Origin of the sequence: Arcanobacterium canis, from assembly GCF_029625435.1 — a bacterium.
GTDB lineage: Bacteria > Actinomycetota > Actinomycetes > Actinomycetales > Actinomycetaceae > Arcanobacterium > Arcanobacterium canis.
The window spans coordinates 94,185-120,271 of record NZ_CP121208.1 but is presented as its reverse complement, the minus strand read 5'-3'; the positions used below and the strand labels follow the sequence as shown (position 1 = coordinate 120,271).

Here is a 26,087-nt window from a genome sequence, read left to right as displayed (position 1 = left end):
TGCCGCGCCTGCGCGCATTCACACAGGCACGGCACTCAGATAGGCGCCATGGAGGGGTGACGCCGATTACTTGCTTCCTCGCACCTACTTCTGGATACGGCTTTCACCTTCCAGGTGCTTCACGCGGCTCAAGATTTCCTCCTGCCGACCCGCCGCCATCGGACGCTTCATCGGGTTGCCAAGGTAACCACAGGTCCGACGCACGACATCACAGGTGTCCGGGTTCGTGTTGTGGCAATCCGGGCACGCAAACCCCTCAGAAGTCGTGGCGAACTCACCTTCGAAACCACATTCGTAGCAGTGATCAATCGGGGTATTCGTGCCAAGATAGGCTACTCGGTCATAAGAGTAGTCCCAGACAGCCTCAAGCGCGGAAAGATTGTGATCGAGCTTGGGATACTCACAGTAATGAATAAAACCGCCCTTGGCGTAGTGCGGATAGGGAGCTTCGAAATCAATCTTCTCGAACGGCGTGATCTTCTTTCGCACGTCAAAGTGGAAGGAATTCGTGTAGTAGCCCTTGTCGGTGATATTCGGGATGTCACCGAACTTCTGGCGATCCAGGCGCGCGAAACGATCCGTGAGCGACTCTGACGGAGTTGAGTACACCGAGTACCAGTATGGGCTATGCGCCTTCCACTCCTCGGCATACTGAGCCAGACGACGAACGATTTCGAGAGTGAAATCCTTAGCTTCCGGATCGGTTTCCCAATCTGGGCCATAGAAAGCACACGCCGCTTCATACAATCCGATGTATCCGATCGATACCGTCGCACGATGATCTGCGAAGAACCCATGGACTGCCTCGTCCTTCCCGACGCGCTTCCCAAAGGCACCGAACTGGTACAGAATCGGCGCCGACGCCGGAGTAGCATCTTCACAACGGCGAGCACGGAAATCGAGAGCGTCATGGATAATCTCCATGCGCTCGTCGAAAATCTGCCAGAAGCGATCCTTCGATCCGGCAGCTTCAATGGCGATACGCGGCACATTCAGCGTCACCACACCAAGATTCATCCGACCAGCGTTGACGTCCTTCCCAGTGGCCGGGTCAATCCAGCGAGGCAAGAAGGAACGGCACCCCATCGGAGCCTTGTAATCACCTTCAATGCCCACGATGGCGTCATAGTTGAGAATATCGGGATACATGCGCTTCGCCGAGCACTCCAACGCCAGTTTCTTGATGTCGTAGTTCGGATCATCTGGTGCGAGATTAACACCCCGGCGGATCCCAAAGATCAGCTTCGGGAAGATCGCGGTATGGTGTTGAGCTCCGATGCCTTTGATTCGCACCTGTAAAATTGCTCGCTGAATTTCGCGCTCAAAACGGCTAGTTCCCAAGCCGAAACCGATCGTGACGAACGGCGTTTGGCCATTGGATGAGTAAAGCGTGTTGATCTCGTACTCAAGCGATTGCATGGCATCGTAGATGTCCTTGCGTGTCTTTGCCCACGCATAGTCCTGGCGCTTCTCAGGAGCAACCCATTCTTCGGCGTCGGCAAGATGCTTGTGGTAATTCATCCGCGCATACGGTGCCAGCACCTCGTCGGCACGATCAACCGAGCAGCCACCGTACTGCGAGGACGCAACGTTCGCGATGATCTGCGTAATCTGAGCGGCTGCAGTGTTAATCGAGCGCGGCGATTCCACACGCGCATTGCCAATTTGGAAACCTTCAGCAAGCATCCCCGGGATATCGATGATGCAGCAGTTTGTCATCGGCTGGAACGGACTGTAATCGAGATCGTGGAAGTGGATATCCCCTCGCATATGCGCATTGGCAACGTGCGATGGAAGAAGGTCAGCAAGTGCGTAGGCTTTCGCTACGGATCCAGCGGTCAGATCACGCTGAGTATTAAAAACGAGCGAATCCTTATTTGCGTTTTCGTTGACGACTTCCGGCGCACACGAGAGAAGTTTTCCCACTTGAGTCTTGATATCTGTGGCACGTGCGTGCTCAGCTTCGACCCGTGCGCGCCCGGCACGAAACGCACGTGCCACAGCACTTTGCCCGCAGGCAGAGAGAACGCGCGCGACGGTTTCTCCGATTGCCGACGCCGGTGGTTCGATTTTCCCATGAGCTTCAAGTTCACTGATCACAGCGTGTGTCAGCGACGTCAGTGCTGCCGGGGTCAACGCGGCAGAATGGGTAGCGTGACGAGCCGCAGCAAATGATGCCCGTTCGATTGACGCCGCAACCTTGCGCGCTTCAAACGGCACAACTCGCCCATCACGTTTGTGTACACGGGCGATATGCACACGGTGCTCAAGATATTCCACACGGGGAGTTTCATGGGACGCGGCGAACGAGCCTGGGACACCAGCTGCACTGCTTGCCATACGGCCATGCGCGCCCTCGACAGTACGCATATCGCCATCTTTTGGCGCGTTTTCTAGGTTCTGACGAATTTCATCCAACACCGACATCTTGTGCTCCCCTTGATAAGCGAATACTAGATATAGTATTCGCACTCGCCTCGCAGCAGGAGAAGGCTGGCCTGGACTCACGCATCCTTGGGCGCCATTACGGGCGAAACACACCATAAATTCGTTACGACGTGGGCGTGTCTTTATAGGGTTCAAACGCTCGCCGCCACCGTCGTCAAAATTCCACCAGAACAGGACAAAATCGGCGAATTTTCTTCGCTCCAGGCGCTAAATTAGACTTGGTTTGCACATCTCACCACGACAACCACGAAAGGACAACATGACCGTCGAACCCACTGGGGCACACCACGACGTTGCACCTCACGAATTGTTCTTCTCAACTACTGATTCCAAGGGCGTCATTAAACTGTCCAACGACGTTTTTACTCGCCTTTCGCGTTACCACCATGACCAGCTCACCGGAGCTCCGCACAACATCATCCGCCATCCCGCGATGCCGGGCGCGGCATTCAAAGCAATGTGGGACACTCTCGAAGCAGGTGAACCTTTCGCCGCCTACGTCATGAACCTTGCGGCCGACGGTTCACAGTATGACGTTTTTGCCACGATCACTCCCTTAAAAAACGGCGACTATCTCTCGGTCCGTAGTCGCCCCTGCCGTGATGACCTCTTCAGCGCGGCACGAGAAATCTACAGCCACGTACGCGCGCATGAATACGAATTGATCGACGGCGGCATGAATCGACGTGAAAGTGCCGCCCACGCGATCACCATGCTCACTGACGACCTCGCCGCAGCCGGTTTCCGCACGTACGAAGAATTTCAGAACCTTGCTCTTCCAGCCGAAGTCGCTGCACGCGAAGCCTCCACCGACGTATTCCCTACACGCTGGGGTGACACCCCACTCCATTACATGTTGGGCAGTGTCTGGAGCGAATTCGACACGCTCAACGCATGGATGGGCCGCCAAGATCAGCTAGCAGACGTGTCACAACGCCTCGCCGACGGCGCCCACTCAGTTTTCGTTGATATGCGTGAAGTGGGCGAAGTTGCTGGTAAATTCACAGCTCTCGGCACCACCTATCCGGAACTGAGTGCCATCATGGAACCGCTCATGGTATGGAACCAGATGCAGTTAATCGTGGGGAACTACCTCAACACTCTCATCGGTCGAATCGAGGACCTGCACACCAATATCGCTCGCACTCGTTTCCGCATCGCCCTGGCTCGCTTACACTCCAACACCTGCGGATTTTTTGTGGCGGAGCTGATCGACGCCGGATTCACACCGACACAGAGAACCGAGCCGGAGGGCGCGGCAGGAAACGGAAACGAGCAACTTGAGTCGCTTGAGATGCTCTCCGATGTCCTTATCGACGATGTCGAAACGCTCGAAAATTTCTCACGCCTTCACCAAAAACTGATTTTCGATACAACCAACTATATTGACCATGTGCTTTCTGGAGTGTCGATTCCGCGTCAACTTTTGCAGCTGTGGCAGACGTCAGTGGCGGGTATCAACATCCCTGCAGAAGGTCAAGAATTGGTCGGGGTGGTATCGCGCGCGATTGACCAGGCCGGGGATTCTCTTCAGCACCTCGAAAACTTTAAGATTGAGCTAGCTTCTGCCGGAGAAATTCACGAAGATTTTGCCACACTGAAAGAAACAGTGGCCCAGGTGCGAGCCAAAGTCCACACAATGCGCGGCGATTACTGACGCCTGCCAAGGCTCCCACGGACGTGTATAGAATGCTTCCATGAAAATTTTGGTCACTGGTTTCGACCCCTTTGACGGTGAAGCAGTCAATCCTGCGTGGGAAGCAGTCCGGCGGCTTCCTTCAACTCTTCAGGGCGCACAGATCGTCACTGCGCAGGTACCGACGGTGTTTGGCGACGCTATCGCAAAGGTTCGCAACCTCGTCGAGCTCCACCACCCCGACGCAATCGTCAACGTCGGCCAGGCGGGTGGACGACAGGGAATCACGGTTGAACGCGTGGCAATTAACATCGATGACGCTCGCATCGCCGACAACGCTGGAAATACTCCAATCGATCAGCCTGTGGTCAACGGCGGCCCAGCAGCATACTTCGCAACTGTGCCGATCAAAGCGATGGTGGCCGCAATCCGATCTGTCGGACTTCCTGGCATGGTTTCCAATACCGCCGGAACATTTGTGTGCAACCATCTCATGTACGGTTCCCTCTTCCTTGCCGAAGAATATTCAGCCCAAGAACATCCCGTGCGGGCAGGCTTCATCCATGTTCCGTTCTTGCCTGAGCAGGTTGAGCAACGTCCTGAGATGCCATCGATGTCTCTTGATGACATTGTTGCTGGTCTGAGCGCTGCAATCGGAGCCATTGTCACCACAACCACAGACCTTCACGCAGCAGAAGGCACTGAGTTCTAGTTCTTAACGCTGCCGCTACTTTCGTGAAAGAATGGCAGGGTATGTCTGAACAAAAACCGAATCGCAATCGCGCACGCAAAAATCATCATCGAACCCGACGAGGCTCCCGAGCACTCGGCATTGCGCCACGCCGTCGCACTCCGAAACCGTTCACAGCTGAGCAGATTCAGGCTCGCCGTGAGAGTGTTCCCGTGATCTCCTATCCCGAACAGCTTCCTGTTTGCGCACGTCGCGAAGACATTGCCGAGGCTATCACTCACCACCAAGTTGTCATCGTCGCGGGCGAAACTGGCTCAGGAAAAACAACTCAGCTTCCCAAGATTTGTCTCGAACTCGGGCGCGGAGTGAACGCGATGATCGGCCACACTCAACCGCGTCGTATCGCGGCGCGCTCCGTGGCTGACCGCATCAGCGAAGAGCTGGGGCAAAATCTTGGCGAGACAATCGGCTACCAGGTGCGTTTTACTGAAGAAGTATCGGACAAAACGCTGATCAAACTGATGACGGACGGTATCCTCCTGGCTGAGATTCAGTCCGATCCCCAACTTCGCCGCTATGACACGATCATTATCGACGAAGCCCACGAACGATCCTTAAATATTGATTTCTTGCTCGGTTATCTGGCCCAGCTATTGCCGCATCGTCCCGATCTGAAGCTCATCATTACTTCGGCAACAATCGATTCCGAGCGTTTTGCCGCACATTTCGGCCATCATGCGGCTGGTGCGCAACGCGGAGATATGGCACCCATCATCGAAGTGTCCGGGCGCACCTACCCAGTGGAGGTTCGCTACCGTCCTCTGACTGTGGAGGGTGCAAGCGAATCGCTTGAGGAGAATATGAAGCTTCGCGAGTATTCCACCGGCCCCGACGTGCCACACACCGACGCCGACGCGTCCGCTCCCCAGGACGCACCGGAACGTTTGAGCCGTGCTCAGTCCAAGGACATCACCGAAGCAATTGTGGACGCGGCCCGTGAACTCATGAATGAAGGTCCGGGCGATATCCTGGTGTTCCTCTCGGGCGAAGGCGAGATCCACGAAACTGAAAAGGCTTTCCGCGACGAATTTGGACAGCTCTATCTCGGCCCTGGCGAAAGCTCTCCACACCCAGGAGCTGTGGAAGTTGTCCCTCTGTATGCGCGTCTGAGCGGATCTGAGCAACGTCGCGTATTCCAGGCGCATCAACACCGCAGGATCGTTTTAGCAACGAATATTGCTGAGACATCACTGACCGTTCCCGGAATCCACTATGTCATTGATCCTGGTTACGCACGTATTTCGCGCTATTCAAATAAAACGAAGGTCCAGCGCCTTCCCATCGAAGAGATCTCACAGGCGAGTGCGAACCAGCGATCCGGGCGAAGCGGACGCGTGGCCGACGGCATTGCGATCCGTTTGTACTCTGAGGAAAACTTCGCAGCGCGTCCCGAATTCACTGAGCCGGAAATCCAGCGGACTGCCCTTGCGTCGGTGATTTTGCAGATGGCAAGCCTGGGCTTAGGCGAAATAGACAAGTTCCCTTTCATCGATCCGCCTGATTCACGATCAATCCGCGATGGTATCACTCAACTCGAAGAGATTGGAGCCTTGGAGCCTGGTCTGCGCACACCTGTCCTGACCGACACTGGCCGCGCACTTGCCCGCTTGCCGATCGATCCGCGTCTGGGGCGTATGTTGCTCGCCGCCGTCGATAACGGAGCGACCTCGGAAGTCCTTGTGTTGGTGGCAGCGATGAGCGTGCAAGATGTCCGCGAGCGCCCGTCTGAGCAGCGTGCCCAGGCTGATCAGCTTCACGCACGTTTTACAGAGCCAAACTCCGACTTCTTGGCATACTTAAATCTCTGGCGTTACCTGCGCACTCAGCAGCGTGAACTTTCCGGTTCGGCGTTTCGGCGCATGTGTCACGACGAGTTCCTCCACTGGCTACGTTTCCGTGAGTGGGCCGACGTCGTCGAGCAGCTCACCCAGTTGGCACGTGAACTGCGCCTCAGCGTGCATCCCATCGCCTTGCCGAGCCGGGCGCAAATCCGTGCTGAACGCGAAACGGGTGACAGCTCGCACAATCAAGATGTGGCTCGTGCAGTGAAAACGGTGGGGCGGTCGGCAGATACTCCCGCTGCGGACGCAATTCACCGTTCACTCTTGACCGGCCTTCTCTCCTCCATCGGGACGTATTCCGAGCGCCATCGAGACTACCTTGGTGCTCGTGGCACACATTTCGTGATCTGGCCAGGGTCGGGTTTACACAAGCGCACTCCCGACTGGGTGATGGCGGCGGAGCTGGTAGAAACATCGCGTCTGTTCGCTCGCACTGTGGCAAAAATTGAGCCCGAGTGGATCGAACGTATCGCCGGGAGACTGGTCAAGAAACAGTATTCTGAGCCGCATTGGTCTACACGCCAAGGTGCCGCGTTAGCTCATGAAAAGGTGATGCTTTACGGCCTGACTCTCATTGCGGATCGCAAGGTCTTGCTGTCCAAGGTTGGCACACCGACGTCGCGCGAACTTGCTCGTGAACTCTTCATTCGCCACGCTTTGGTCGAGAACCAGTGGCGCACTCATCATGCCTTCGTCAAGTACAACAAAGAACAACTGGCGCAGGCGCATGAAGTCGAAGAGCGACTGCGCCAAGTCGGTGTCGTGGCAGATGAAGCGGCACAGTTTGCGTTCTTCGATGAGCGTATCCCGGAGTCGATTGTGTCAGCGCGTCACTTCGACTCGTGGTGGAAGAAGGAACGCACCGTTCACCCCGAGTTGTTGAACTTCACGCAAGAATTCTTGCTCGGCGAATCCAGCGCATCCGAGGAAGACTTCCCCACTGAATGGGTGCAAGGTGATATCGCGTTGCCGATTCACTATTCTTTTAACCCCGGCGCTCATTCGGACGGTTTAACGATTGATGTCCCCGTCACTCTCTTACCCCAATTGAGCGATGCAGGTTTTGATTGGCTCGTTCCTGGCTTGCTCCCAGAACTTGTCACGTCCACGATTCGAGCATTGCCCAAGCCGGTACGTCGCCATCTTGTGCCCGCCCCCGACGTCGCCCGCAAGATTCTTGAGATCCTGCCAGCATGGGAAGACGTGGCGCACGGACAAGAGGGAACACCGAGTTTCCGCAACGCATTCATTGACGCGGTCTATCAGCTACGACGCATCGATATTACGGATGCAGATTGGGAGCAGGTAACGCTTCCGGCGCATTTGAACATCAATTTCCGTGTGCGCTCGGAGCGAGGAGCCGTACTTGATGAGTCTCCTTCGATCACACATCTTCAAAATGCACTTGCGCCGCAGACGCGCGGAGCTGTGGAAAAGGTGGTCAAGAGTGCGGTGGCTCAAGCACTTGAGGAAGCGCGCGCAGGATTAATTGCCCCTTCTACAACAGCCAATGATCCTGCCTCACCGTCATTTGCCGGCGCAGATCAGCCGCTTTCTACCTGGCCGCAGGTCGCTAACGGTGTGATTCCCGAAGTCATTGAAACCGCAGGGCCACATGGAATGGTGGTTCGCGGATATCCGGCGCTCGTCGAGGTCCAAGGCAAGGCTGGCGCGGACGCCCTAAGCAGGCAGAAAGCGACGTCGGGCGAGCAGCCGCTGGCTGGTGTCGATGGTGTCACCGTGGAGTTGCGCGTATTGGCGGAGCCAGCTGAGCAAGTTCGCGATCATCGACTCGGGGTGATTCGTCTTCTTGCACACGAGGCGGCTCTCCCCGAAGGCCGAATCAGCTCACGATGGACAGGCAGCGAAGCTCTGGCAATGTCTGCAACGCCGTACCCTTCCACGTCGGCGCTCGTGGCTGATCTGCAACTCACTGCGACGCGTAACTTAGCCGACAAGTGGGCGAAGGACACCAAGAATAAGCTTGGACGGTTGCGTGACCAGCGGCTATACGAGCAACTTCGCGTGTGGGTTCGCGATCGTATCGAAGATGAGGTGTATCGAATCGTTCGTATTTGCGTTCGCATTTTTAGTGCCTGGGGTGAGGTGGAATCTGCGTTGCGCGTGAGCACATCGGTAGCGCTTCTCGCTACAGTTTCGGATGTGAAGTTGCAGGTCAAGGGTTTGGTTTACGACGGCTTTCTCTCTGCCACCGAGGATCTCCAGCTCGCTCAGTACCCGAGATATTTGACTGCGGCGATCCACCGTCTCCACAAGGCGGCGTCGAATCCTGCCGCCGATGACGCTCTGGCGTGGCAGATTCAGAACGTCATCGAGAAACTTCAGCGAGAGCGAGCTTCTTTTGCTCAGGGGCCGTGGAACGCGGCGCGCGCTGGAGAGCTACGCCAAGCCAAATGGATGATTGAGGAGCTACGGGTATCGCTGTTTGCTCAGCAATTAGGTACGCAAGGAAAAGTCTCAGTCCAACGCATTGAGAAAGTTCTGCGAGGAGCATAGGTGATCGGCCGTATCTGACCTGAGCCGGATCCCAAAGATCCGATAGACATGATGATTGATACACTGGTGGCGCAATGTTGACTTTTGTTGCACCTTAACTTCTCACTTTTGCCGGAGTAGTTATACGATTCGTTTTGCCGTAAGCACAGAAAGGGCCAAGGATGATCTCCGTCACAACAGACAGTCTTGAGGGATACTCAATCCGTGAGTATAAAGGCATCGTCTCTGCTGAAGTTATTCAAGGAATACACTTCGTCAAAGATTTTGCAGCCTCGGTAAGAAACTTCTTCGGCGGTCGTTCAAATTCGTATGAGGGAGAAGTGCTGACAGCCCGATTTGATGCCCTTGCGGAGATGGAAAAACGCGCCAAAGAACTTGGCGCAAATGCTATCGTCGGCGTGGATTTCGGCTACGAGACCCTCGGCTCAAACGGCTCCATGGTGATGGTAACCGCCTCGGGCACCGCAGTGGTCATCGAATGATCTTTGAAGCACTCGTCGATATTCTTCTCGACATTCTGGCCACCGTGTTCCCTGAAAGATGGAGGCGCACCTTGCGTCATGCATCAGCTTCCGATCTCCACAGCGCGAACACAAACGTTCGAGGCGGCCTAGCTCGCGTGAAATTTCCTTCAACATTACCCTCACCAAAGCCCACCGTGTCGGTAACGGCTGCGTCACCGTCAAAAAGCACTCGTACATCTTGCAAAAACGAACCAAATTTCGTCCTGCTTGGATCACGCGATCAATGGTTCTACGGCCTGCCCATCATGAGAGTTGACGAAGCGACCTTGCCAAACGAGCGTACAGCGGAACTTCTGGAACTCGGTAAAAAGTTTGACGGACGATTCGTGTTGCTACTCGATCACCCCCTTATGGGAAAGGGAAGATGGATGACAATGTCCGGCACTCATCTCAAAAAAGCCGACGCAGAGAAATTGCCGCCCCTGTGATATTAATTCGCATGACGGCTCCCGCTGTGCCACCATTTACTTGAAACAATTTCTCAATTACTGGAGGCTCGATGAAAATCCGCACACTGATCGCTACGGCAGCTGCCACGCTCGTAGCTTTTTCGCTTACTTCATGCGGTTCGAATTCTTCAGATCGCCCGTCGAAAGATGCCGTGGTCAGTGCGATGGTTTCTTCGCAAGATCAGGTAAAGAAAATCGAAGCGCAGCTAGGCAAAGGCAAAGCGCGTGAACTGGCTCAGTGCATCATGGATGCCAGCTATGACAAGCTCTCCACTGACACGCTCAAGACACTCACTCAGACAAAGGGCAATGTCCCAAATAAGGATGAGGACGTGAAGTTGATGATGACATCCGCAAAGGAGTGCGTGGTAACACTCGCACCCGACAAGGTAAAGGCTCCGAAGCAGACGCCATCAACGCCGGCTTCACCAACAGAGACGAAGTAAGTGACAAAAGTGGGGTGGCATCGGTTGATGCCACCCCACTTTTGTCACTGCCATTTTTACTGTCGTCGCCGACGCGCAAGCAACACACCCACCACAAGCACAACCACACCAACAGCACCCGTCCACACAATATTTGTCCCAGTAAATGCTAGGCCCGTCGTTTCCGTGCTGCCCTTTTTCTGAGTGTTGGTGCCCTGTGCAAGGGCCGACGTCGAATCAGAGTCTGACGCAGACGGCGTCAGTTTCCCTGTGGCCTGAGTCGTTGAGTTGGTCTTTTGCTTTTTCTTCTCCGACTGTCCCGTTTCAGCAAACTGTTCATGTTTCTCGGGCTGACCGGCAGCACACTGGCTCGTCTTTGTCAGCCGAACAACTAACGCGTCAAAATCGGATCCAATAAAACCGGCGTCGAGAATGACCTGAGCTGAGGCAAAGGCGGTCACATTATTGCCTCCGCCAACCACATAGTTGGTCAGACCGAGAGTGAGAACCTGAGTATCTTTGATAGGCGTCCCATCTGCAAACGTGAGATCACTGATTTTTGTGCCAGGCGCTGCGCCCGAATCATAAGAAAAACGCGCGCCCGCCAGGATCGGGTAACCGCCACCGTCCCCATTCGGTGAGGAATCTGCCCCCTGCTCAAGCGCTTGGCGCAGTTGCGCGCCTGTGACCTGGATTTTCATCACTTTATTGTCGTAAGGGAACACGGCAAGGATGTCTTTCAAGGTCAGTGGCCCGGCAGCAAGATCAGCCCGCATTCCACCGGCGTTGAGCCACCCGATCTGCGCCCCTGCTACTTGACGAAATGCTTCAGCGGCAACTGCTCCCAGCGCTCGTGGCTTTTCCAGTGCAGTGTCGGAACACGCCACCTTCGTCGCAAGTTTCTTCTCAAGCTCAGTTTGGTACTTTTTCTCTAAGGCAAGAGCTGCCGGCTCCTCACCGACACTGCCGTTCACTTGAATTTCCTCGTGCGTTGCAACCCACCGACCCTGCTCAGTCTGAGCAAAGTTGATTCGAGCAAGCGACCCATAGTTTCCCTCCGGGGCGACGGCGAAACGTCCATCAGGGAGCATGGTGATGTCATTGCCTTCCTGCGCGAACGAATTTTCTTCTCGCAAGACGACGTTGATCTGTGGAACTTCACGTAAAAGACGCATGGCATCCTCAGCACGAGGAAACTGTGCAAGTGCCACGATCACATCAGCATCCTTCAGCGCAGGAAGTGCAGCTTTCGCCGCTTCAACGTAATCTGCTTGGGCGATATCTTTACCTGCTGTCGTCGTTTCCATTCCGAGGGTCAAACCGAGGTAGCCGATTTTCACCCCACCAACCTTGCGCACAACAGCGATATTTTGTGCGCCATTAAGCGGTTTCCCGCCGACGGAGAGGTTCGAAGATACCCACGGAAATGTTGACGCCGCAATATTTGCGCGAGTCGTCGCAAGTCCGTAGTCGAAATCGTGCTGTCCAAAACCGGCGATGTCCACTCCGAGTTGGTTGAATGCCTCAACCATCGCAGTTCCGTGGAAGACAGCGCCAAAGAGCGTACCCCCGCCAAGGTCACCCCCGAAAGCCACGTCTGTTGGGACTCCTCGCGCCTTTTGTTGCGCAAGAACGGTTGCCAATCGTGCAATTCCGCCGTGATATTCAGGATCGGTTTTCGTTCCCTGTTTCACTGGTGCAATGTCATGGCCATCTTGGAAGAACACAATCGACGCCTGCGTCGGCTCTACTCGCACAGTGTGTTCACTGGGCTGCGCCGACGCGGGCAGTGGCAGTGAAAGTGCCATCGCACCTGACACTGCTGCGGAAATTTTAATAACGGAATTTCTCAGAAGTTGGTTGATCATCGCATCACATCCTTGTGGTAGCGCCTAGGCACACATAGCCCAGACTCAGTGAGTCAGCGAGCCTTACTTTAGCAGGTCGAACGACGGCGACTTCCATCTGTGTGTGATGTTCTTTGTGCAAAGAAAACCCCGCATCGTTTGCTGATCATCATTTCCGAGACACAGGAAAAATAAACATTTGTACATATTCGACAAAATATTTTCATCAGGAATACTCGAAAAATGTCTTTATTACAGGAGATTTAAAGGTTCGATAGAAAATTAAATGAACATTTGTTCATACGGAAATTGTTTTCCGTTATCGCAGGCGCCTAGAGTGTGACACACCGGAAATGCAAGACAATCCCTAAGTTCGAAGAACTCCGCCTCACAGCTCCGGTGGTGAATAACTAACTCAATGAGGAGAAAGTAATGAACCGCGATCTCATCAAGGAAGAATTGATTCAACTTGATTGGCAGGTGACCGATCGAGAGGACTTTTTCCAACAAATGGTCACCAAGCTTGAAAAGCTCGGTTACGTTCGACCAAGTTTTCGACAAGCCATTCTCAAGCGTGAGGAAAAATACCCCACCGCACTCCCGACGGTACCGGAAGCGATTGCCATCCCCCATTCAGATATTGAGCACGTGATCACCCCGTTCATCGCAGTGACACGACTTGCCACTGCCGTTGAATGGCACGAAATGGGCAACAATGACGCCACGCATCCTGTGCGTTACATTTTCATGCTTGGTTTCACTCACGACGACGGCCACGTCAAAGTTCTCCAGCTACTTCTGAAGAATTTCATGGCTCCCCACTATATGGAACGCCTCAACACGGCCACGACCGAAACAGATTTCTTTGCTGCAGTGCGTTCCCTCGACGGGTTCGCCGACTAATTCATCCATTCCACCACTATCAACACTCAATGATGAGGAGAAAATCATGACAACGAATGTCATCGTCGCATGCGGAAGTGGCGTCGCAACATCACAAACAGTTGCAAGCAAGGTCAATCGTCTACTCAAAGAAGCAAAGATCGCTGCATCAGTTCAAGCAGTTGATTTAAAGTCAGTTGATCGTTACCTCACAGACGCTGCCGCCTATATCACGATCGTGCGCGACGGAAAAACCCGAGACATCCCCACGATCAACGGAATCGCATTCCTCACTGGCATGGGCCAAGATGCCGAGTTCGCGAAACTCGTCGAGGCCATTAAAAACTTCGAGAGCAAGTAAGCTCGCCCGTCACGAAAAGAGGGCTGACACATGCAAATTCTTCAAAATGTAGTGAATTTCCTGCTCTCACTTGGAGCAGCAATCTTCGTCCCCATTATTATTATCGTCGCCGGTCTGATCGTGAAGATGAAGATCAAGGACGCTATTTCCGCAGGCATCACGCTCGGCGTCGCCTTCACTGGTATGTCAATGTTGATCAACTTCATGACTTCAGCGATCACCCCAGCAGCCGAGACAATGGCAAAAACCACCGGCGTGAGCCTGCCGATCACCGACGGCGGCTGGACCACGATGTCAACGATTTCGTGGTCATGGCCGTGGGCGTTCATTATGTTCCCGCTGGTGGTGGGTATCAATATCGTGCTGATTCTGATCAACAAAACTCAGACTTTCAATGCGGACCTATGGAACGTGTGGGGCAAGATCTTCACTGCTGTCGCCGTTTACTACTTCACCAAGTCAATCTGGCTTGCTTTCCTCTTCGCTGCCATTCAAACGATATTTGAGCTCAAGACGGCGGACTACCACCAGTATCGCGTCGAGCAAATGTCGGGAATCCCTGGAGTGACAATTACTCACCGCATGGTATTTCTCGCTGCACCGATGCACCTTCTCGATGTGTTGTTGCGTAAGATCCCTGGACTGGATCGGTCTTTCAACGCCGCTGACCTTCGCGAGAAAGTCGGAATTTTCGCAGAAAACCATGTACTCGGTTTTATTCTCGGTGTCTTGTTTGGCATCTTGGCTCGTTTCTCCGTGCCCCAAACCCTCACTTTAGGAATTTCGGCCGCAGCTGCCCTCACCCTCTTCCCAGTGATTTCGAAGTACTTCATGCAAGCTCTTGAGCCGATCTCCAATGCCATCAGCGAATACATGCAAAAACGTTTCAAGGATCGCCAGCTCTGGGTTGGCCTTGACTGGCCATTCCTTGGCGGCGCAAACGAAATCTGGTTGGCCGTCATCTGGACTATCCCGATCACTCTTCTGTACTCATTCATTCTCCCCAGCAATGGTTTGTTGCCGTTCGCTGGAATCATCAACATCGCAATCGCCGTCGCCGCTTACTTCGCCTCGAAGGGCAACATTATCCGGATGCTCATCCAATGCACCGTTTTTGCCCCGGTATTCCTCTACGTTGGGACGGCTTTTGCGCCGATTATGACGCAGCTGGCGCGTCAGACCAAGGCAATCGATCTCACGGCGAACCAGCTGATTTCAAATTCGAGCACGGACGCCCCGATTTTCACCTACGCGTTCTCTCACATCCCGCAAATCGTGCAAGGCAACTGGATTCCGCTAGCGATTTTCATCGCATGGCTAGTCTCGTTCGTGATCTACTCACGCGCACTCATCCGCGAGCGCAAAGAAGCACTGGCAGCACGCAATGCCTAATCTGCCACTCAAATTTTCCACCAAAGGAGCATGACATGCTTGAATCTCTGAAAAAGGATCTCTGCGAAATCGCAAAACGCGCCCAACACGATGGCCTGTGCAAACACAAGTCGGGGAACTTCTCCATCCGCGATGAGGAAACCGGGCTCCTCGTTGTCTCCCCGACGGGACTTGACCGTGATCTCATGTCCGCCCGCGACGTCGTCGTGATGAATCTGGATGCGCAAGTCATTGAAAACGAATCTGGCTTGCGCCCCACAAGCGAAGTCCTCATGCACATCGCCATTTACAATAAGCGCCCAGAGGTCAGGGCGATCGTGCATACGCATTCGATGTACGCCACTGCGATGTCTGTACTGAATCGTCCAATTCCCGCAATCGTCTACGAGGTCGCAAATCTCGGGCTCACCAAAGCGCGTATTCCGGTGGTTCCCTACGCTCGTCCCGGCACTCAGGCACTCGCTGATTATGTTGGCAACGCCGTGATGGAAGCGGACTGCATGTTGCTGGCACAGCATGGGACGGTCGCCGTAGATTCAGGAAACATCTACGAGGCATTCCTCAAGGCTTCCTACATCGAAGAACTGGCCGAGCTTTATCATCACACGCTCACAGCAAACGGCGGCAAAGAACCCACCCACTTTGAGCAGGCAGAACTAGGTAAGTGGGCCTACCCGTCTCAGATCACCTTCCCCAATGCGAGGTCATGAAATGGCCACCCATCTCTACTTGATCAGGCACGGGCGGCAAAGTGATAAGCGTTGCAACGTGGATGTGGATCTGTCGCTCGAAGGCCGCGAGCAAGCGCGCTTAGTCGGCGAACGCCTGGCTGGTTGGGACATCGATGCCCTCTTTTCATCCACCATGATGAGGGCTCACGAAACCGCTGCGATTATCGACGAGGTTCTCGGGTTAGGCACAGTGGTTCACCCCGCGCTGAGAGAACTAAATTTTGGCGACATGGAAGGCCTCACCGATGAGGAAATCGCCGTAAGCTTCGCGGATTTCAAACGAGCACAGTCTCGAATGGATCTCGATCTTTCCTACCCGGGAGGAGAAAATATTTCGCAGGTTCTACAACGTTCGATCGCCGTGTTCGACGAGATTGTTCGCTGCAAACACGAACGCGTGGTGATCGTGACGCACGGCGGCGTCATCCGTGCGATTGCCTCACACGCGGCGCACGCCCCGATGTCGCGGTGGCGGAACCTCGCACGAAACCTTGAGAACACCTCCATTACCGAACTCGTCGCCCATGTCACTCCTACCGGCGTCGAGTATCGACTCGAACGACTCAACGACTATGCACATCTTGAGCCGTATCCCCACCTCCTGCGCGCAGCGTGGGGTGTGGCGGAAAATTAGTAACTGCGTTCAAAGGAGAATGCCATGAAGAAAATTTTGAATACTCCCGATTCTTTCGTTCGAGACACAATGGAAGGCATTGTTTTAGCCCACGGGGACAAAGTCAAACTCTTAAATGACGACTTTCGGATATTGGTGTCGAACTACCCTACTCGTGAAGGAAAAGTCGGGATCGTGACTGCCGGAGGCTCTGGCCACCTACCACTATTCTTGGGCTACGTTGGCCAGGGAATGCTCGACGGCTGCGCAATCGGGGAAGTCTTTGCCTCGCCGTCGGCGGAAAAGATGGCCCAGATGATCCGCGCATGTGATCGTGGCTCGGGGGTCGTCTGCCTTTTCGGTAATTACAACGGCGATCTATTCAACTTCCAGATGGCGATGGAAGATGTCGAATTCGACGATATCGCCACTCGCGCGGTTGTCGCCGCCGACGATGTCGCCAGTGCAAGTCACGAGATGGCGAATAAGCGTCGCGGGGTGGCTGGGATCGTCTACGCCTACAAGATCGCCGGAGCCGCAGCCGACGAGGGACGCGACCTCGACGCAGTCGTGGAGGTCACTCAGCGAGCGCTAGCGAATATTCGAACGATGGGGGTGGCCCTGACACCGACAATCGTTCCCAAGGTTGGAAAGCCTGGCTTCACGATTGCCGACGACGAAATCGAAATCGGGATGGGGATTCACGGCGAGGCTGGCATTGAGGTGCGAAAGATGATGCGGGCTGACGAGATCGCGCAGCTCATCGTCGCCAAGATCGAAGAGGATATGCCGCTTACGGCTTCTGATCGAGTGTCAGTCTTGATCAATGGACTGGGAGGTACTCCACTTGAGGAACAGTACATCGTGTATCGAACGGTTCATCGCCTTCTCGCTGAACAAGGTGTGGAGGTTGTGATGCCCCATATCGGGGAATTTGCGACATCGATGGAGATGGCCGGGCTGTCTGTCACTGTCTTCAAGCTTGACGACGAGTTGCTTGAGTTGCTTCAGGCGCCTGCTCGCACACCGTTCTACACGAATATCAATAAATAGGGGCGGGAGGAGAAACATGGATAACACCACGTTCGCTCGAGCATTGCGTGAGATCAGCGCTCTTATGCGTCAAAATCGTGATTATTTAATCGAGCTCGATCAGGTCAATGGCGACGGAGACCTCGGTATTTCGATGGATGACGGATTCCGGGCACTCGACGAATACTACAACGGCGAAGTTGATCCTGATCTGGGTCAGGGACTTCGAGGCGCTGCCAAGGTGCTCAACGCCGCGGCACCGTCGTCGCTCGGCACGATCCTGAGCTTTGGCCTGATGGGAATGGCGAAATCGTTGCGCGGGCACTTGACGGCAGATTTGCCGCAGGTGATCGAAGCTTTGGCAGCCGGCGTCGAGAATATTGAGGTCAAGGCGGGTTCGAAGCCAGGAGAGAAAACGATCCTCGACGCATTGGCCCCCGCAATCGAAACGCTGCGTGCGTCTGCTACTGCTGGCGCTGCCGAGGCTTTCGCTGCGGCAGCAAAAGCTGCTGCCGCAGGGTCTGAGTTAACGACAACGATGACGGCGGTACACGGGCGCGCAGCATTCACTGCGGCTCGTAGTGTCGGAGTGCTCGACGGAGGCTCGGTGGTCGGGAAACTGATTATCGAAGGGATCGCGCGAGCTGCCGAGGATGCAAGATGAGTGTTTTGACAAGTAATAACAACTATTTTCGGAGTAAAAACAACTAATTTCGGAGTAAAAACAACTAATTTTCTTTGGAATTACGCCGTTTTCACATCATCCGCGTCAAAAATTCCGGGAAGAGTTGTTGAAAACAACTCACGATAGTTGTTAAAAACAACCCCTGGGAATTGGCTGGGCCTATCCGAACCATCTCACCGGCCACGAGTGCAAGCCGATCGATCACGTCATACTCGCGCCACACTCACCGCCACCATCGTACAGGCCCGCATCTCCCGCCACCCTAAAGCGGGCTTTCGCTGCGGCAGCAAAAGCTGCTGCCGCAGGGTCTGAGTTAACGACAACGATGACGGCGGTACACGGGCGTGCAGCATTCGCTGCGGCTCGTAGTGTCGGAGTGCTCGACGGAGGCTCGGTGGTCGGGAAACTGATTATCGAAGGGATCGCGCGAGCCGCCGAGAAGTAGGTGACATGCGTATAGCGAGGATCGAGACTTTCCTCGATTCCAGCTAGACCATAGTATTTAGTGACGATGCTAATATCTCTCTATGCAGAATTCTGAGGAACGTTCCACAGCTCCAGCACCAATTGCCGCAATCGACCGCGCTCTCTCGGTATTAACTGTGCTCGCTGAGGCTGGAACGAAAGGCATTTCTCTGGCAGAGCTGTCCCAGCTAGTAGGGTCAAATAAATCAACAATCTATCGCGTCTTACATACGATGAAATTGCGCGGATTCGCAACGCAGAACTCCGAAAATGGAAATTATTCTCTAGGAGCGTCAGCTCTTTCTGCAATGCATCATTTTCCACGAGATGTTTCTACGCGCCGCGATTTACAGCCAGTACTCGCAGCTCTGTCGCGTTCTAGTCACGAACTTATTCACCTTGGAATGCTCTGCGGAGACCAAATCCGATATATCGAAAAAATCGAGCCTGATCGAGCAATCACTGTTCGCTCGAAAATTGGACAAACTGCATATGCCTATACCACTGCACTCGGCCGCGCAATTCTGGCTGGACAAGATATCAATGAGACGTTACTCGGCGCATTCATTCCCGAAGAAATTGAAAATCGGCTAGCCCTGCTTCACCACTTCACGGCAGAAGTTGACCGCGCCAAACATATCGGTTGGTCACGGGAGATCCAAGAGAATGAAGCAGATGTGGCATGTGTCGGATTCCCGATATCTCGACCCGATGGTGAGATTGTTGCCATCTCCGTTACGGCTCCTGCTGCACGTATGAGCCTGGAACAGATGGATGAAATCGCCGCTTCATCATTCCAGATAATTGATGCCTATCTCCCTGAGGGATACCAACGAGTTTTAGCACTGTAGGCTCATAAAAATCAGCCTCCAAGGAGCACACTCTGCATCTGAAGTGTGCTCTTTTCATTTAACGAAGTTGACTCATCACCCTAGTGCGCGCAATAATCGTTTCACACAGCGAAGTGCATATTTCACTGAATGAAATGAGGTTAGTAAGGTGGCTAACAAGAAGTCGGCAGGATTCTGTGAATTATCAGAAGTTACTGCCCATAAGATTGTTCCAGTCGTCGTTATTGACGACGCTCAATATGCTGACTCTCTGGGGGAAGCTCTGATCCGCGGAGGTCTGCCTGTTGCGGAAGTAACTTTTCGAACTTCCGCTGCATCCGACGCGATACGCGCACTCGCCAACCGCCAAGATATTTTGGTTGGCGCCGGAACAGTCCTTACGCCAGAACGGGTCGAACAAGCGACCGCTGCCGGCGCACGTTTTATTGTCTCCCCGGGACTGGATCGCGACGTCATCGAACGATGCCAGCAAATCGGTATCCCCTGTTTACCTGGTGTTTCCACGGCGACTGAGCTCATGCAAGCACTCAAATTTGGTTTGACCACGGTTAAATTCTTCCCCGCATCCGCTGCAGGAGGAGCGAAGACAATCAAAGCACTCTCAAGCGCATTTCAGCAGGCCAGTTTCCTCCCTACGGGCGGAATTAGTGCTGAAAATGCTCATGAATACCTGGACTTAGACTGCGTCCGCGCAATAGGCGGAAGCTGGATGGTTCCATCACAGCTGGTGAACTCAGGCGCTGTCGATCAACTTGTTGACCTCATCACTCATGCAGTTTCCACTGTAGGTAACTATAGAAAGGAGCGGTCATGACAGTTCGGAATCTCAATATCCTCCCCGCTGATCAGTGCCAATTCGACGCATTATCGTTGGGTGAAGTCATGCTTCGTCTCGATCCAGGCGCACGCAGAATCAGAAATGCTCGCACCTTTGACGCTTGGGAAGGCGGTGGCGAATACAACGTCGTGCGTGGTTTGCGCAAAGTATTTAACCTCCGTACCGGAACTATTACTGCATTAGTGGACAACGAAATCGGACACCTTATCGAAGATTTCATGATGACAGGAGGAGTCGATACTTCCCTTATTTATTGGGCGGAATCAGATGGCGTGGGCCGATCGGCACGCAACGGACTCAACTTCACTGAACGTGGATTCGGGGTCCGCGGCGCAGTCGGTGTTTCTGACCGAGGAAACACTGCGATTTCACAGATGAAAGCTGATGACCTCGATCTTGAAAGAGTTTTTTTCCGATGCCGGTGTGCGTTGGCTTCATACTGGAGGCATATATGCGGCACTCAGTCATCAATCAGCTGAAACAGCACTAAAAGTCATGGAAATAGCTCACCGCCACGGCACAATAATCTCTTACGATCTCAATTACCGACCTAGCTTATGGGCAAACCAAGGCGGCATTGAACGAGCACAAGAGGTGAACCGTGAACTTGCTCAATACGTAGATGTCATGATCGGAAACGAAGAAGACTTTACTGCCGCTCTCGGTTACCAGATCTCAGGCGTCGACAAGGACCTTTCTTCACTTCCTGTTGACTCTTTCGGAAAGATGATCGAGAAAGTTGCCGCAGATTACCCCAATTTTAAAGTCATTGCCACTACTCTACGAGCTGTCCGAAGCGCAAGCTCAAATGATTGGGGTGCAATCGCCTGGTCTCGTGAAGATGGACTAGTGCAGGCAATACAACGTGACTCTCTCGAAATTTTTGACAGAGTGGGCGGCGGCGACTCTTTCGCTTCTGGCCTCATTTATGGCCTTATCACTGGTAGCTCTCTAAAACGTGCAGTTAATCTCGGCGCTGCTCACGGAGCACTTGCGATGACAACGCCAGGAGACACTTCGATGGCGACTCTTTCGGATGTACTCAAGCTGGCCGACGGCGGCAATGCACGAGTCGTTCGCTAATCCACAACAGATAAATTAATCAGAAAGGTCAATGATGACATCCTCATTAAAGCTCGATGCACGAGCAGAAAGGCGAACCGTTCTTGCATGTGGCCTCGGTACCATGCTGGAACAATTCGATTTTGCTATCTACGGCTTAGCCGCAGCACTTGTGTTCCCTTCCGTCTTTTTCCCAGAGTCCTCACCTCTTGCAGGTGCGCTCATGGCTTTTGCCGGCTACGCAGTGGGATTTCTCGCACGACCGGTAGGTGGAATATTCTTTTCTCATTTCGGAGAAAAACATGGCCGTAAGTGGGTGCTCGTTTCTACTCTGTTCCTCATGGGCGGTGCAACGTTTTTGATTGGGTGCCTTCCCGGCCATCAGACAATTGGTTTACTTGCGCCTATTCTTCTTTTCACGCTGCGTCTAGCACAAGGATTTGGCGCAGGAGCGGAACAAGCAGGTGGAGCTACCCTTCTCACAGAATCTGCACACATAGGAAAACGTGGCCGGCGCGCATCAGTCGTCATGATTGGCGCAGCCGCAGGAACTGTCATCGGCACACTGTTCTTCGCCGTGATCCAGTGGTTCATGCCAAAGCATATGTTCATCGATTGGGGATGGAGAATCGTCTTTTGGCTCTCTATCCTCATCACCTTTGCCGCTTGGATCATCCGACAAAAGATGAGTGAATCGCCTGTCTTCCAACAGATGCAGAAAAATACGGAAGTTAACAAAGCAACCTCCGCACCACTGTCTACTGCAGTCAAGAGTGGTTGGAAGCGCATCCTTCTTGTTGCGGCGATGAATTGGGGGCCCAATACCCAGTCTTATACAGTCCAGACATTCTTCGTCACCTTCGTCACCGCACATGTGCTAGTCCCCGGAACCTCAGATTTTGTGGATAAATCAACCATCACCGATATCCAGCTGATCGGCGCGCTTGTGGGTATGGTCAGCGCCTACTTCTGGGGACGTATGTCGGATCATTTCGGGCGAAAGCCAATATATATCCTTATCGCAGCTTCTGGTATTTTTCTGCCGTTCATCTACTTCACTGCGCTTTCCTCGGGAACAGTATTCTTCATGGCATTCGCCGTATGCCTCGGCTACTGGTTCGCTGCATACGGAAACGTTGGAGTACAGATGGCATACTTCCCAGAACTTTTCGGCACCCGTTACCGTTACACCGGCGTGACTCTTGCGAGGGAACTGAGTTCAGTGCTTGGTGGCGGAATTGCCCCCATGATTTCTTCAGCTCTATTACTTGCATTCGACATGTGGTGGCCAGTTGCCCTCTACATGGCATTCACGATGATGTGTACAACAATTGCCTCGTTCTATGCCCCAGAAACCCTTGACCGTGACCTGACAATGCTGCATGACGCAGTAGACGGTGAGGCGCACACAGCGAAAGAACACTTGATTGCTTGATTCACTACGAGATGAGTTGGGGGGCAAATGTTTTTGTTCTCCCCAACTCATCTTGCTACTTCCTGGTTTCAATGCTTTGTCAGGAAATAAGCCGGAGGATTTCGCGCGCAGTATCTGTATCAGTGACCAGGCCAGTAAGAATTCCGCCACGAATCCCAGAAATAATCGCTTGCGCCTTCCTTTTCGAGGACGCAACACCAATAACAAGAGGAACTTCACGCAGTTGTGCTAACGGCAACGCAATCGTGCGTTCGGTGAGCGATGTGTGGATGACTTCACCCTTTTCGTTATAGATCTGGTCAAGAACGTGCCCCACTCCTCCACGATTACGCAAGACCTGAAGCGACTCGCGCGAGAGTTGTTGGCTGAGCACGTTCGAGTCGGATGGTTCCGTTTCAACGTCGGCGACACCGACGACGGCGACATGCGCACGTGATGCGAGCGCAAGGGTACTCGCCACGCGCTCTTCACGTAACAACGGTTGGAGAAGAGCTGGATTGTCAACGAAAAGCGGCACAGGCATACGAACACTCGTTGCCCCAAGTTGACCAGCGACCATGTTACAAATCGTTGAAGAATCACGGCCAAATTCTGGTCGGCCACCAGGCAACGACCCGAGAAGCTGAACAACAGTGCATCGCGGCTTAGGAACAAAAGGCACGTGACGTGCCACGGCAGCAAGAGAACGCCCGTTTCCCATCGCAATAACTTCGCCGTCGTCCACAACGCTGACGAGGAGTTCTGCTGCAGCCCGACCAATCGCGTCGAGGGAATCTCCCGAGCTTGGGTCTGTCACACGAATAACTTTGAGTGGCAAAAACTTTTTCAGTTCGCTTTCGAGATTGAACAGCAATTCAAAAGGGTGGGAAATCTGGACACGCACGACCCCAATTTTCCGAGCACGATCAAGCAACCGCGAAACACTCGGACGCGAATACCCAATTTTTTGAGCGATCTCCACCTGCGTGAGCTCAAGATCGTAATACATTCGAGCTACCTGAAGAAGTAACTGAATATCCTCACGCTTATAATGCCTGGCCATAGCATAAGTCTAATTCCACGGACAGCTGATACGAGGAAAAGAACCATAAAGTGGCCCAGAGTTTCCTATCAAATCAGAAAGAAAGACGAAAACTCTGGGCCACTTCACGTCGCAAGTTCTAATCGCCTTCTTGAAATTTAAAAACGATAGAAGAGTCATAAATTTTCAAGATTTTTTCAAAGACAATTTGGGTAAGAAAAGCTGCTGAGAAGGGAATGAGGAACCACACTATCAGCATGAGGAAGAAATTCAGTCCAGCATCAAGAGAGGCTAGAGGGCCAACTAGCCCAACAAGCCCAAATCCTGCTGATTGAGGTGTACCACTGACTGAAAAGAGGGCAACGGGAATGGCGGATATGATAGCTGTTACTAAACAGGGTAACAGGATAATAGGGTATTTAAAGAGATTGGGCATCATGGTTTTCATGCCCCCAAGAGCGATGGCAAGTGTTACTCCAGATTTATTGACACGAAGTGAGTGAATAATCAATGCAGCAGTAGTCGCAGCAACCCCCAAGGCCGAAGCTCCAGCAGCTAGACCATTTAATTGAATGGCTAAACCAATAGCTACAGTAGACATCGGTGAGATAATCAAGAAAGCAAAGGACATCGCTATCAAGATTGACATGACAATCGGCTGGAGAGTAGTAAAGGTGTTGACAAGATTGCCAATACTTGCCGTAAATTGAGCAACAAAGGGTAAGAGCAGCACGCCGATAAAGGCAGAGCCGACGCCGATTAAAATGGGAGCGGCAATCACAGCAACAGAGCCGAATCTATCTTTGACCCATAAAAAGAGCAAAACAGCGATAGACGCCGTAATCATCGTATTAATCAAATCGCCAGTTCCGCTACCAACATATGCCTTTAGCTCTGGGTTGAATGTGATGACACCAGAGGCAACAAACGAAGAAGCAGCGGTGACCATAATAGGCATAGGCTTCAGACCAAATTGCCATGCGACTAGGGCACCGATAATCAATGGAGTTGCTAGTTGGATAATCACAGCAACTTGAGTGATCTGGACAGCAATAGGATTATCAAAATATTTGAGGATAGCGGATAAAACCGCATTTGGAATCAAACCGATAATAACGCCTAAGGCAGTACCAGATAAGACTTTATCGAAAAAGAGTTTTGGCGTTGGAATTTCTTTCATTGGTATGTTTTTCTCTCCGTAGAGGGTTATTTAGCGTCGAGAAGATCTTCTTTGCTATGAATGAGCTGGGTTAAGAATTGGCAGTATGGGGTTGCGATACCATAGCGTTTACCTTTACGAACAACAGCACCGTTGATGTAATCGATCTCGGTGGAACGCTTATTGATGATGAGATCTTGATACATGGATGGATGATGTAAACCTATGGTTTCGCGGTTGTAGCAAGATTCTTCGATGTATTTAACGATGTCTGCCACTTCGAGATGAACCCCTTCAACCTCAGCCACAGCCGCAAATTCGCTGACGATGGCGGTGAGAATATCGTGAGAAGCGCGCGTTTGCCCGAAATCAGCCATGTTGCTTGATAGTAAGGTACACAAGCCATTCATCGTGCCGTTCACACAGGCTTTTTTATAGATGGCATACAGAATATCTTGAGAATAGCTAGCGTTTAATCCAGCGTCTGAGAGGATCTTTGCGACTTCGTGGGCTTTTTCAACAGCTTTTTCTTGATCAACCAGATTTTTCATGACGATAAAGCCATCACCAAAAAGCTTGACACGACCTGGGCCTTCCATACCAGCCGTCCACATAGTATTGCCGAGCAAAATGTTCTCTCTTGCAACGTATTTTTCGATAACTTCCTCATGTCCAATGCCATTGAGCAGGCAAAGTACTTGAGTATCTGAATGGATCATCGTTTGAATTTTGTTTAACATGCCATCAAGCTGCATTGCTTTTGTTAAGACAATGATTAAGTCAGCTGATAGTTCTTTTGGAATAGAGTTCATATGATAGGCCGGCAAGCGAACAATTTTTTCTTGCCCCTCACAATCAGCAATAAGACCGCGGCCGCGGATAGCATCAACATGCTCCTGCCAGCTATCGACAACTTGCACATCCTGACCCTTTTCTGCCAACGCAATAGCTAGGCGACTTCCCATAGCGCCGGCACCCGCGATCGTTATTTTCATGTCTTCATCTCCCTTTTGCTATGTTTAAAGCTTGTTTTGTCAAAATATGATTCTTCCACACGTTATTAATGTCATTACAATTTGTGAGGATAATATCCTTTTAAATGACACAAAAATGGGGCAATGA

24 protein-coding genes are annotated in these 26,087 nt (G+C 52.8%); 19 read left to right on the top strand and 5 right to left on the bottom strand.

Annotated features, from left to right (window positions below):
* Window positions 1-84 precede the first annotated feature (84 nt).
* The gene (gene nrdD / locus P7079_RS00530; protein WP_278012896.1) at window positions 85-2,427 is read right to left on the bottom strand and encodes an anaerobic ribonucleoside-triphosphate reductase; all 2,343 of its coding nucleotides are present in this window, start codon (window positions 2,425-2,427) and stop codon (window positions 85-87) included.
* Between the two features lie 280 nt (window positions 2,428-2,707).
* Here nrdD and P7079_RS00525 point away from each other — a divergent pair, with 280 nt between their 5' ends.
* From P7079_RS00525 to P7079_RS00500, 6 genes are all read left to right on the top strand, one after another.
* Window positions 2,708-4,105: a PAS domain-containing protein gene (locus P7079_RS00525; protein WP_278012895.1), complete on the top strand. Its 1,398-nt coding sequence runs from the start codon at window positions 2,708-2,710 to the stop codon at window positions 4,103-4,105.
* A gap of 40 nt (window positions 4,106-4,145) precedes the next feature.
* On the top strand, window positions 4,146-4,796 hold the full coding sequence (gene pcp, locus P7079_RS00520) for a pyroglutamyl-peptidase I (protein WP_278012894.1): 651 nt from the start codon (window positions 4,146-4,148) through the stop codon (window positions 4,794-4,796).
* Window positions 4,797-4,837: 41 nt separating this feature from the next.
* A complete protein-coding gene (locus tag P7079_RS00515) occupies window positions 4,838-9,193 on the top strand; it encodes a DUF3418 domain-containing protein (protein ID WP_278012893.1) in 4,356 nt (1,451 codons plus the stop codon).
* 161 nt (window positions 9,194-9,354) lie between these two features.
* Window positions 9,355-9,675 (top strand): heavy metal-binding domain-containing protein, encoded by a 321-nt coding sequence (locus P7079_RS00510; protein WP_278012892.1) that lies wholly within the window; start codon window positions 9,355-9,357, stop codon window positions 9,673-9,675.
* Window positions 9,672-10,145: a hypothetical protein gene (locus tag P7079_RS00505; protein ID WP_278012891.1), complete on the top strand. Its 474-nt coding sequence runs from the start codon at window positions 9,672-9,674 to the stop codon at window positions 10,143-10,145. The genes P7079_RS00510 and P7079_RS00505 overlap by 4 nt, the downstream gene beginning before the upstream one ends.
* 71 nt (window positions 10,146-10,216) lie before the next feature.
* Window positions 10,217-10,612 (top strand): hypothetical protein, encoded by a 396-nt coding sequence (locus P7079_RS00500; RefSeq protein WP_278012890.1) that lies wholly within the window; start codon window positions 10,217-10,219, stop codon window positions 10,610-10,612.
* A gap of 56 nt (window positions 10,613-10,668) precedes the next feature.
* On the opposite strand, the gene P7079_RS00495 is transcribed toward P7079_RS00500, so the two are convergent.
* The gene (locus tag P7079_RS00495; RefSeq protein WP_278012889.1) at window positions 10,669-12,459 is read right to left on the bottom strand and encodes a bifunctional metallophosphatase/5'-nucleotidase; all 1,791 of its coding nucleotides are present in this window, start codon (window positions 12,457-12,459) and stop codon (window positions 10,669-10,671) included.
* A gap of 411 nt (window positions 12,460-12,870) precedes the next feature.
* On the opposite strand from P7079_RS00495, the gene P7079_RS00490 reads away from it, so the two are divergent.
* The 13 genes from P7079_RS00490 to P7079_RS00430 all read left to right on the top strand — a co-directional run bounded on the left by P7079_RS00490 (window position 12,871) and on the right by P7079_RS00430 (window position 22,785).
* Window positions 12,871-13,341: a PTS sugar transporter subunit IIA gene (locus P7079_RS00490; protein WP_278012888.1), complete on the top strand. Its 471-nt coding sequence runs from the start codon at window positions 12,871-12,873 to the stop codon at window positions 13,339-13,341.
* A gap of 46 nt (window positions 13,342-13,387) precedes the next feature.
* A complete protein-coding gene (locus P7079_RS00485) occupies window positions 13,388-13,681 on the top strand; it encodes a PTS sugar transporter subunit IIB (protein WP_278012887.1) in 294 nt (97 codons plus the stop codon).
* Between the two features lie 30 nt (window positions 13,682-13,711).
* Window positions 13,712-15,073: a PTS galactitol transporter subunit IIC gene (locus P7079_RS00480; RefSeq protein WP_278012886.1), complete on the top strand. Its 1,362-nt coding sequence runs from the start codon at window positions 13,712-13,714 to the stop codon at window positions 15,071-15,073.
* Window positions 15,074-15,108: 35 nt separating this feature from the next.
* Entirely contained in the window at window positions 15,109-15,783 is a 675-nt protein-coding gene (locus P7079_RS00475; protein WP_278012885.1) for a class II aldolase/adducin family protein, read from the top strand.
* Between the two features lies 1 nt (window position 15,784).
* Window positions 15,785-16,438 carry a histidine phosphatase family protein gene (locus P7079_RS00470; protein ID WP_278012884.1) on the top strand — a complete coding sequence of 218 codons (654 nt, stop codon included), beginning with the start codon at window positions 15,785-15,787 and terminating at the stop codon, window positions 16,436-16,438.
* Window positions 16,439-16,462: 24 nt separating this feature from the next.
* Complete coding sequence (locus P7079_RS00465) at window positions 16,463-17,470, top strand: dihydroxyacetone kinase subunit DhaK (RefSeq protein WP_278012883.1); 1,008 nt, start codon at window positions 16,463-16,465, stop codon at window positions 17,468-17,470.
* Between the two features lie 16 nt (window positions 17,471-17,486).
* Window positions 17,487-18,113: a dihydroxyacetone kinase subunit L gene (locus P7079_RS00460; RefSeq protein WP_278012882.1), complete on the top strand. Its 627-nt coding sequence runs from the start codon at window positions 17,487-17,489 to the stop codon at window positions 18,111-18,113.
* Between the two features lie 163 nt (window positions 18,114-18,276).
* Window positions 18,277-18,579: a DAK2 domain-containing protein gene (locus P7079_RS00455; protein ID WP_340689364.1), complete on the top strand. Its 303-nt coding sequence runs from the start codon at window positions 18,277-18,279 to the stop codon at window positions 18,577-18,579.
* Window positions 18,580-18,661: 82 nt separating this feature from the next.
* Window positions 18,662-19,450, top strand: coding sequence for an IclR family transcriptional regulator (locus P7079_RS00450; RefSeq protein ID WP_278012881.1), 789 nt, complete (start codon window positions 18,662-18,664; stop codon window positions 19,448-19,450).
* Window positions 19,451-19,598: 148 nt separating this feature from the next.
* Window positions 19,599-20,264 carry a bifunctional 4-hydroxy-2-oxoglutarate aldolase/2-dehydro-3-deoxy-phosphogluconate aldolase gene (gene eda, locus P7079_RS00445; protein WP_278012880.1) on the top strand — a complete coding sequence of 222 codons (666 nt, stop codon included), beginning with the start codon at window positions 19,599-19,601 and terminating at the stop codon, window positions 20,262-20,264.
* Window positions 20,261-20,767: a carbohydrate kinase family protein gene (locus P7079_RS00440; RefSeq protein ID WP_278012879.1), complete on the top strand. Its 507-nt coding sequence runs from the start codon at window positions 20,261-20,263 to the stop codon at window positions 20,765-20,767. The genes eda and P7079_RS00440 overlap by 4 nt, the downstream gene beginning before the upstream one ends.
* Before the next feature lie 16 nt (window positions 20,768-20,783).
* The gene (locus P7079_RS00435; protein WP_376986997.1) at window positions 20,784-21,371 is read left to right on the top strand and encodes a PfkB family carbohydrate kinase; all 588 of its coding nucleotides are present in this window, start codon (window positions 20,784-20,786) and stop codon (window positions 21,369-21,371) included.
* Between the two features lie 34 nt (window positions 21,372-21,405).
* Window positions 21,406-22,785: an MFS transporter gene (locus P7079_RS00430; RefSeq protein ID WP_278012877.1), complete on the top strand. Its 1,380-nt coding sequence runs from the start codon at window positions 21,406-21,408 to the stop codon at window positions 22,783-22,785.
* A gap of 79 nt (window positions 22,786-22,864) precedes the next feature.
* On the opposite strand, the gene P7079_RS00425 is transcribed toward P7079_RS00430, so the two are convergent.
* From P7079_RS00425 to P7079_RS00415, 3 genes are all read right to left on the bottom strand, one after another.
* Entirely contained in the window at window positions 22,865-23,827 is a 963-nt protein-coding gene (locus tag P7079_RS00425; RefSeq protein ID WP_278012876.1) for a sugar-binding transcriptional regulator, read from the bottom strand.
* A gap of 118 nt (window positions 23,828-23,945) precedes the next feature.
* Window positions 23,946-24,986, bottom strand: coding sequence for a PTS sugar transporter subunit IIC (locus P7079_RS00420; protein ID WP_278012875.1), 1,041 nt, complete (start codon window positions 24,984-24,986; stop codon window positions 23,946-23,948).
* A 26-nt stretch (window positions 24,987-25,012) separates the two neighbouring features.
* Window positions 25,013-25,960 (bottom strand): 2-dehydropantoate 2-reductase, encoded by a 948-nt coding sequence (locus P7079_RS00415; protein WP_278012874.1) that lies wholly within the window; start codon window positions 25,958-25,960, stop codon window positions 25,013-25,015.
* Between the last annotated feature and the right edge of the window lie 127 nt (window positions 25,961-26,087).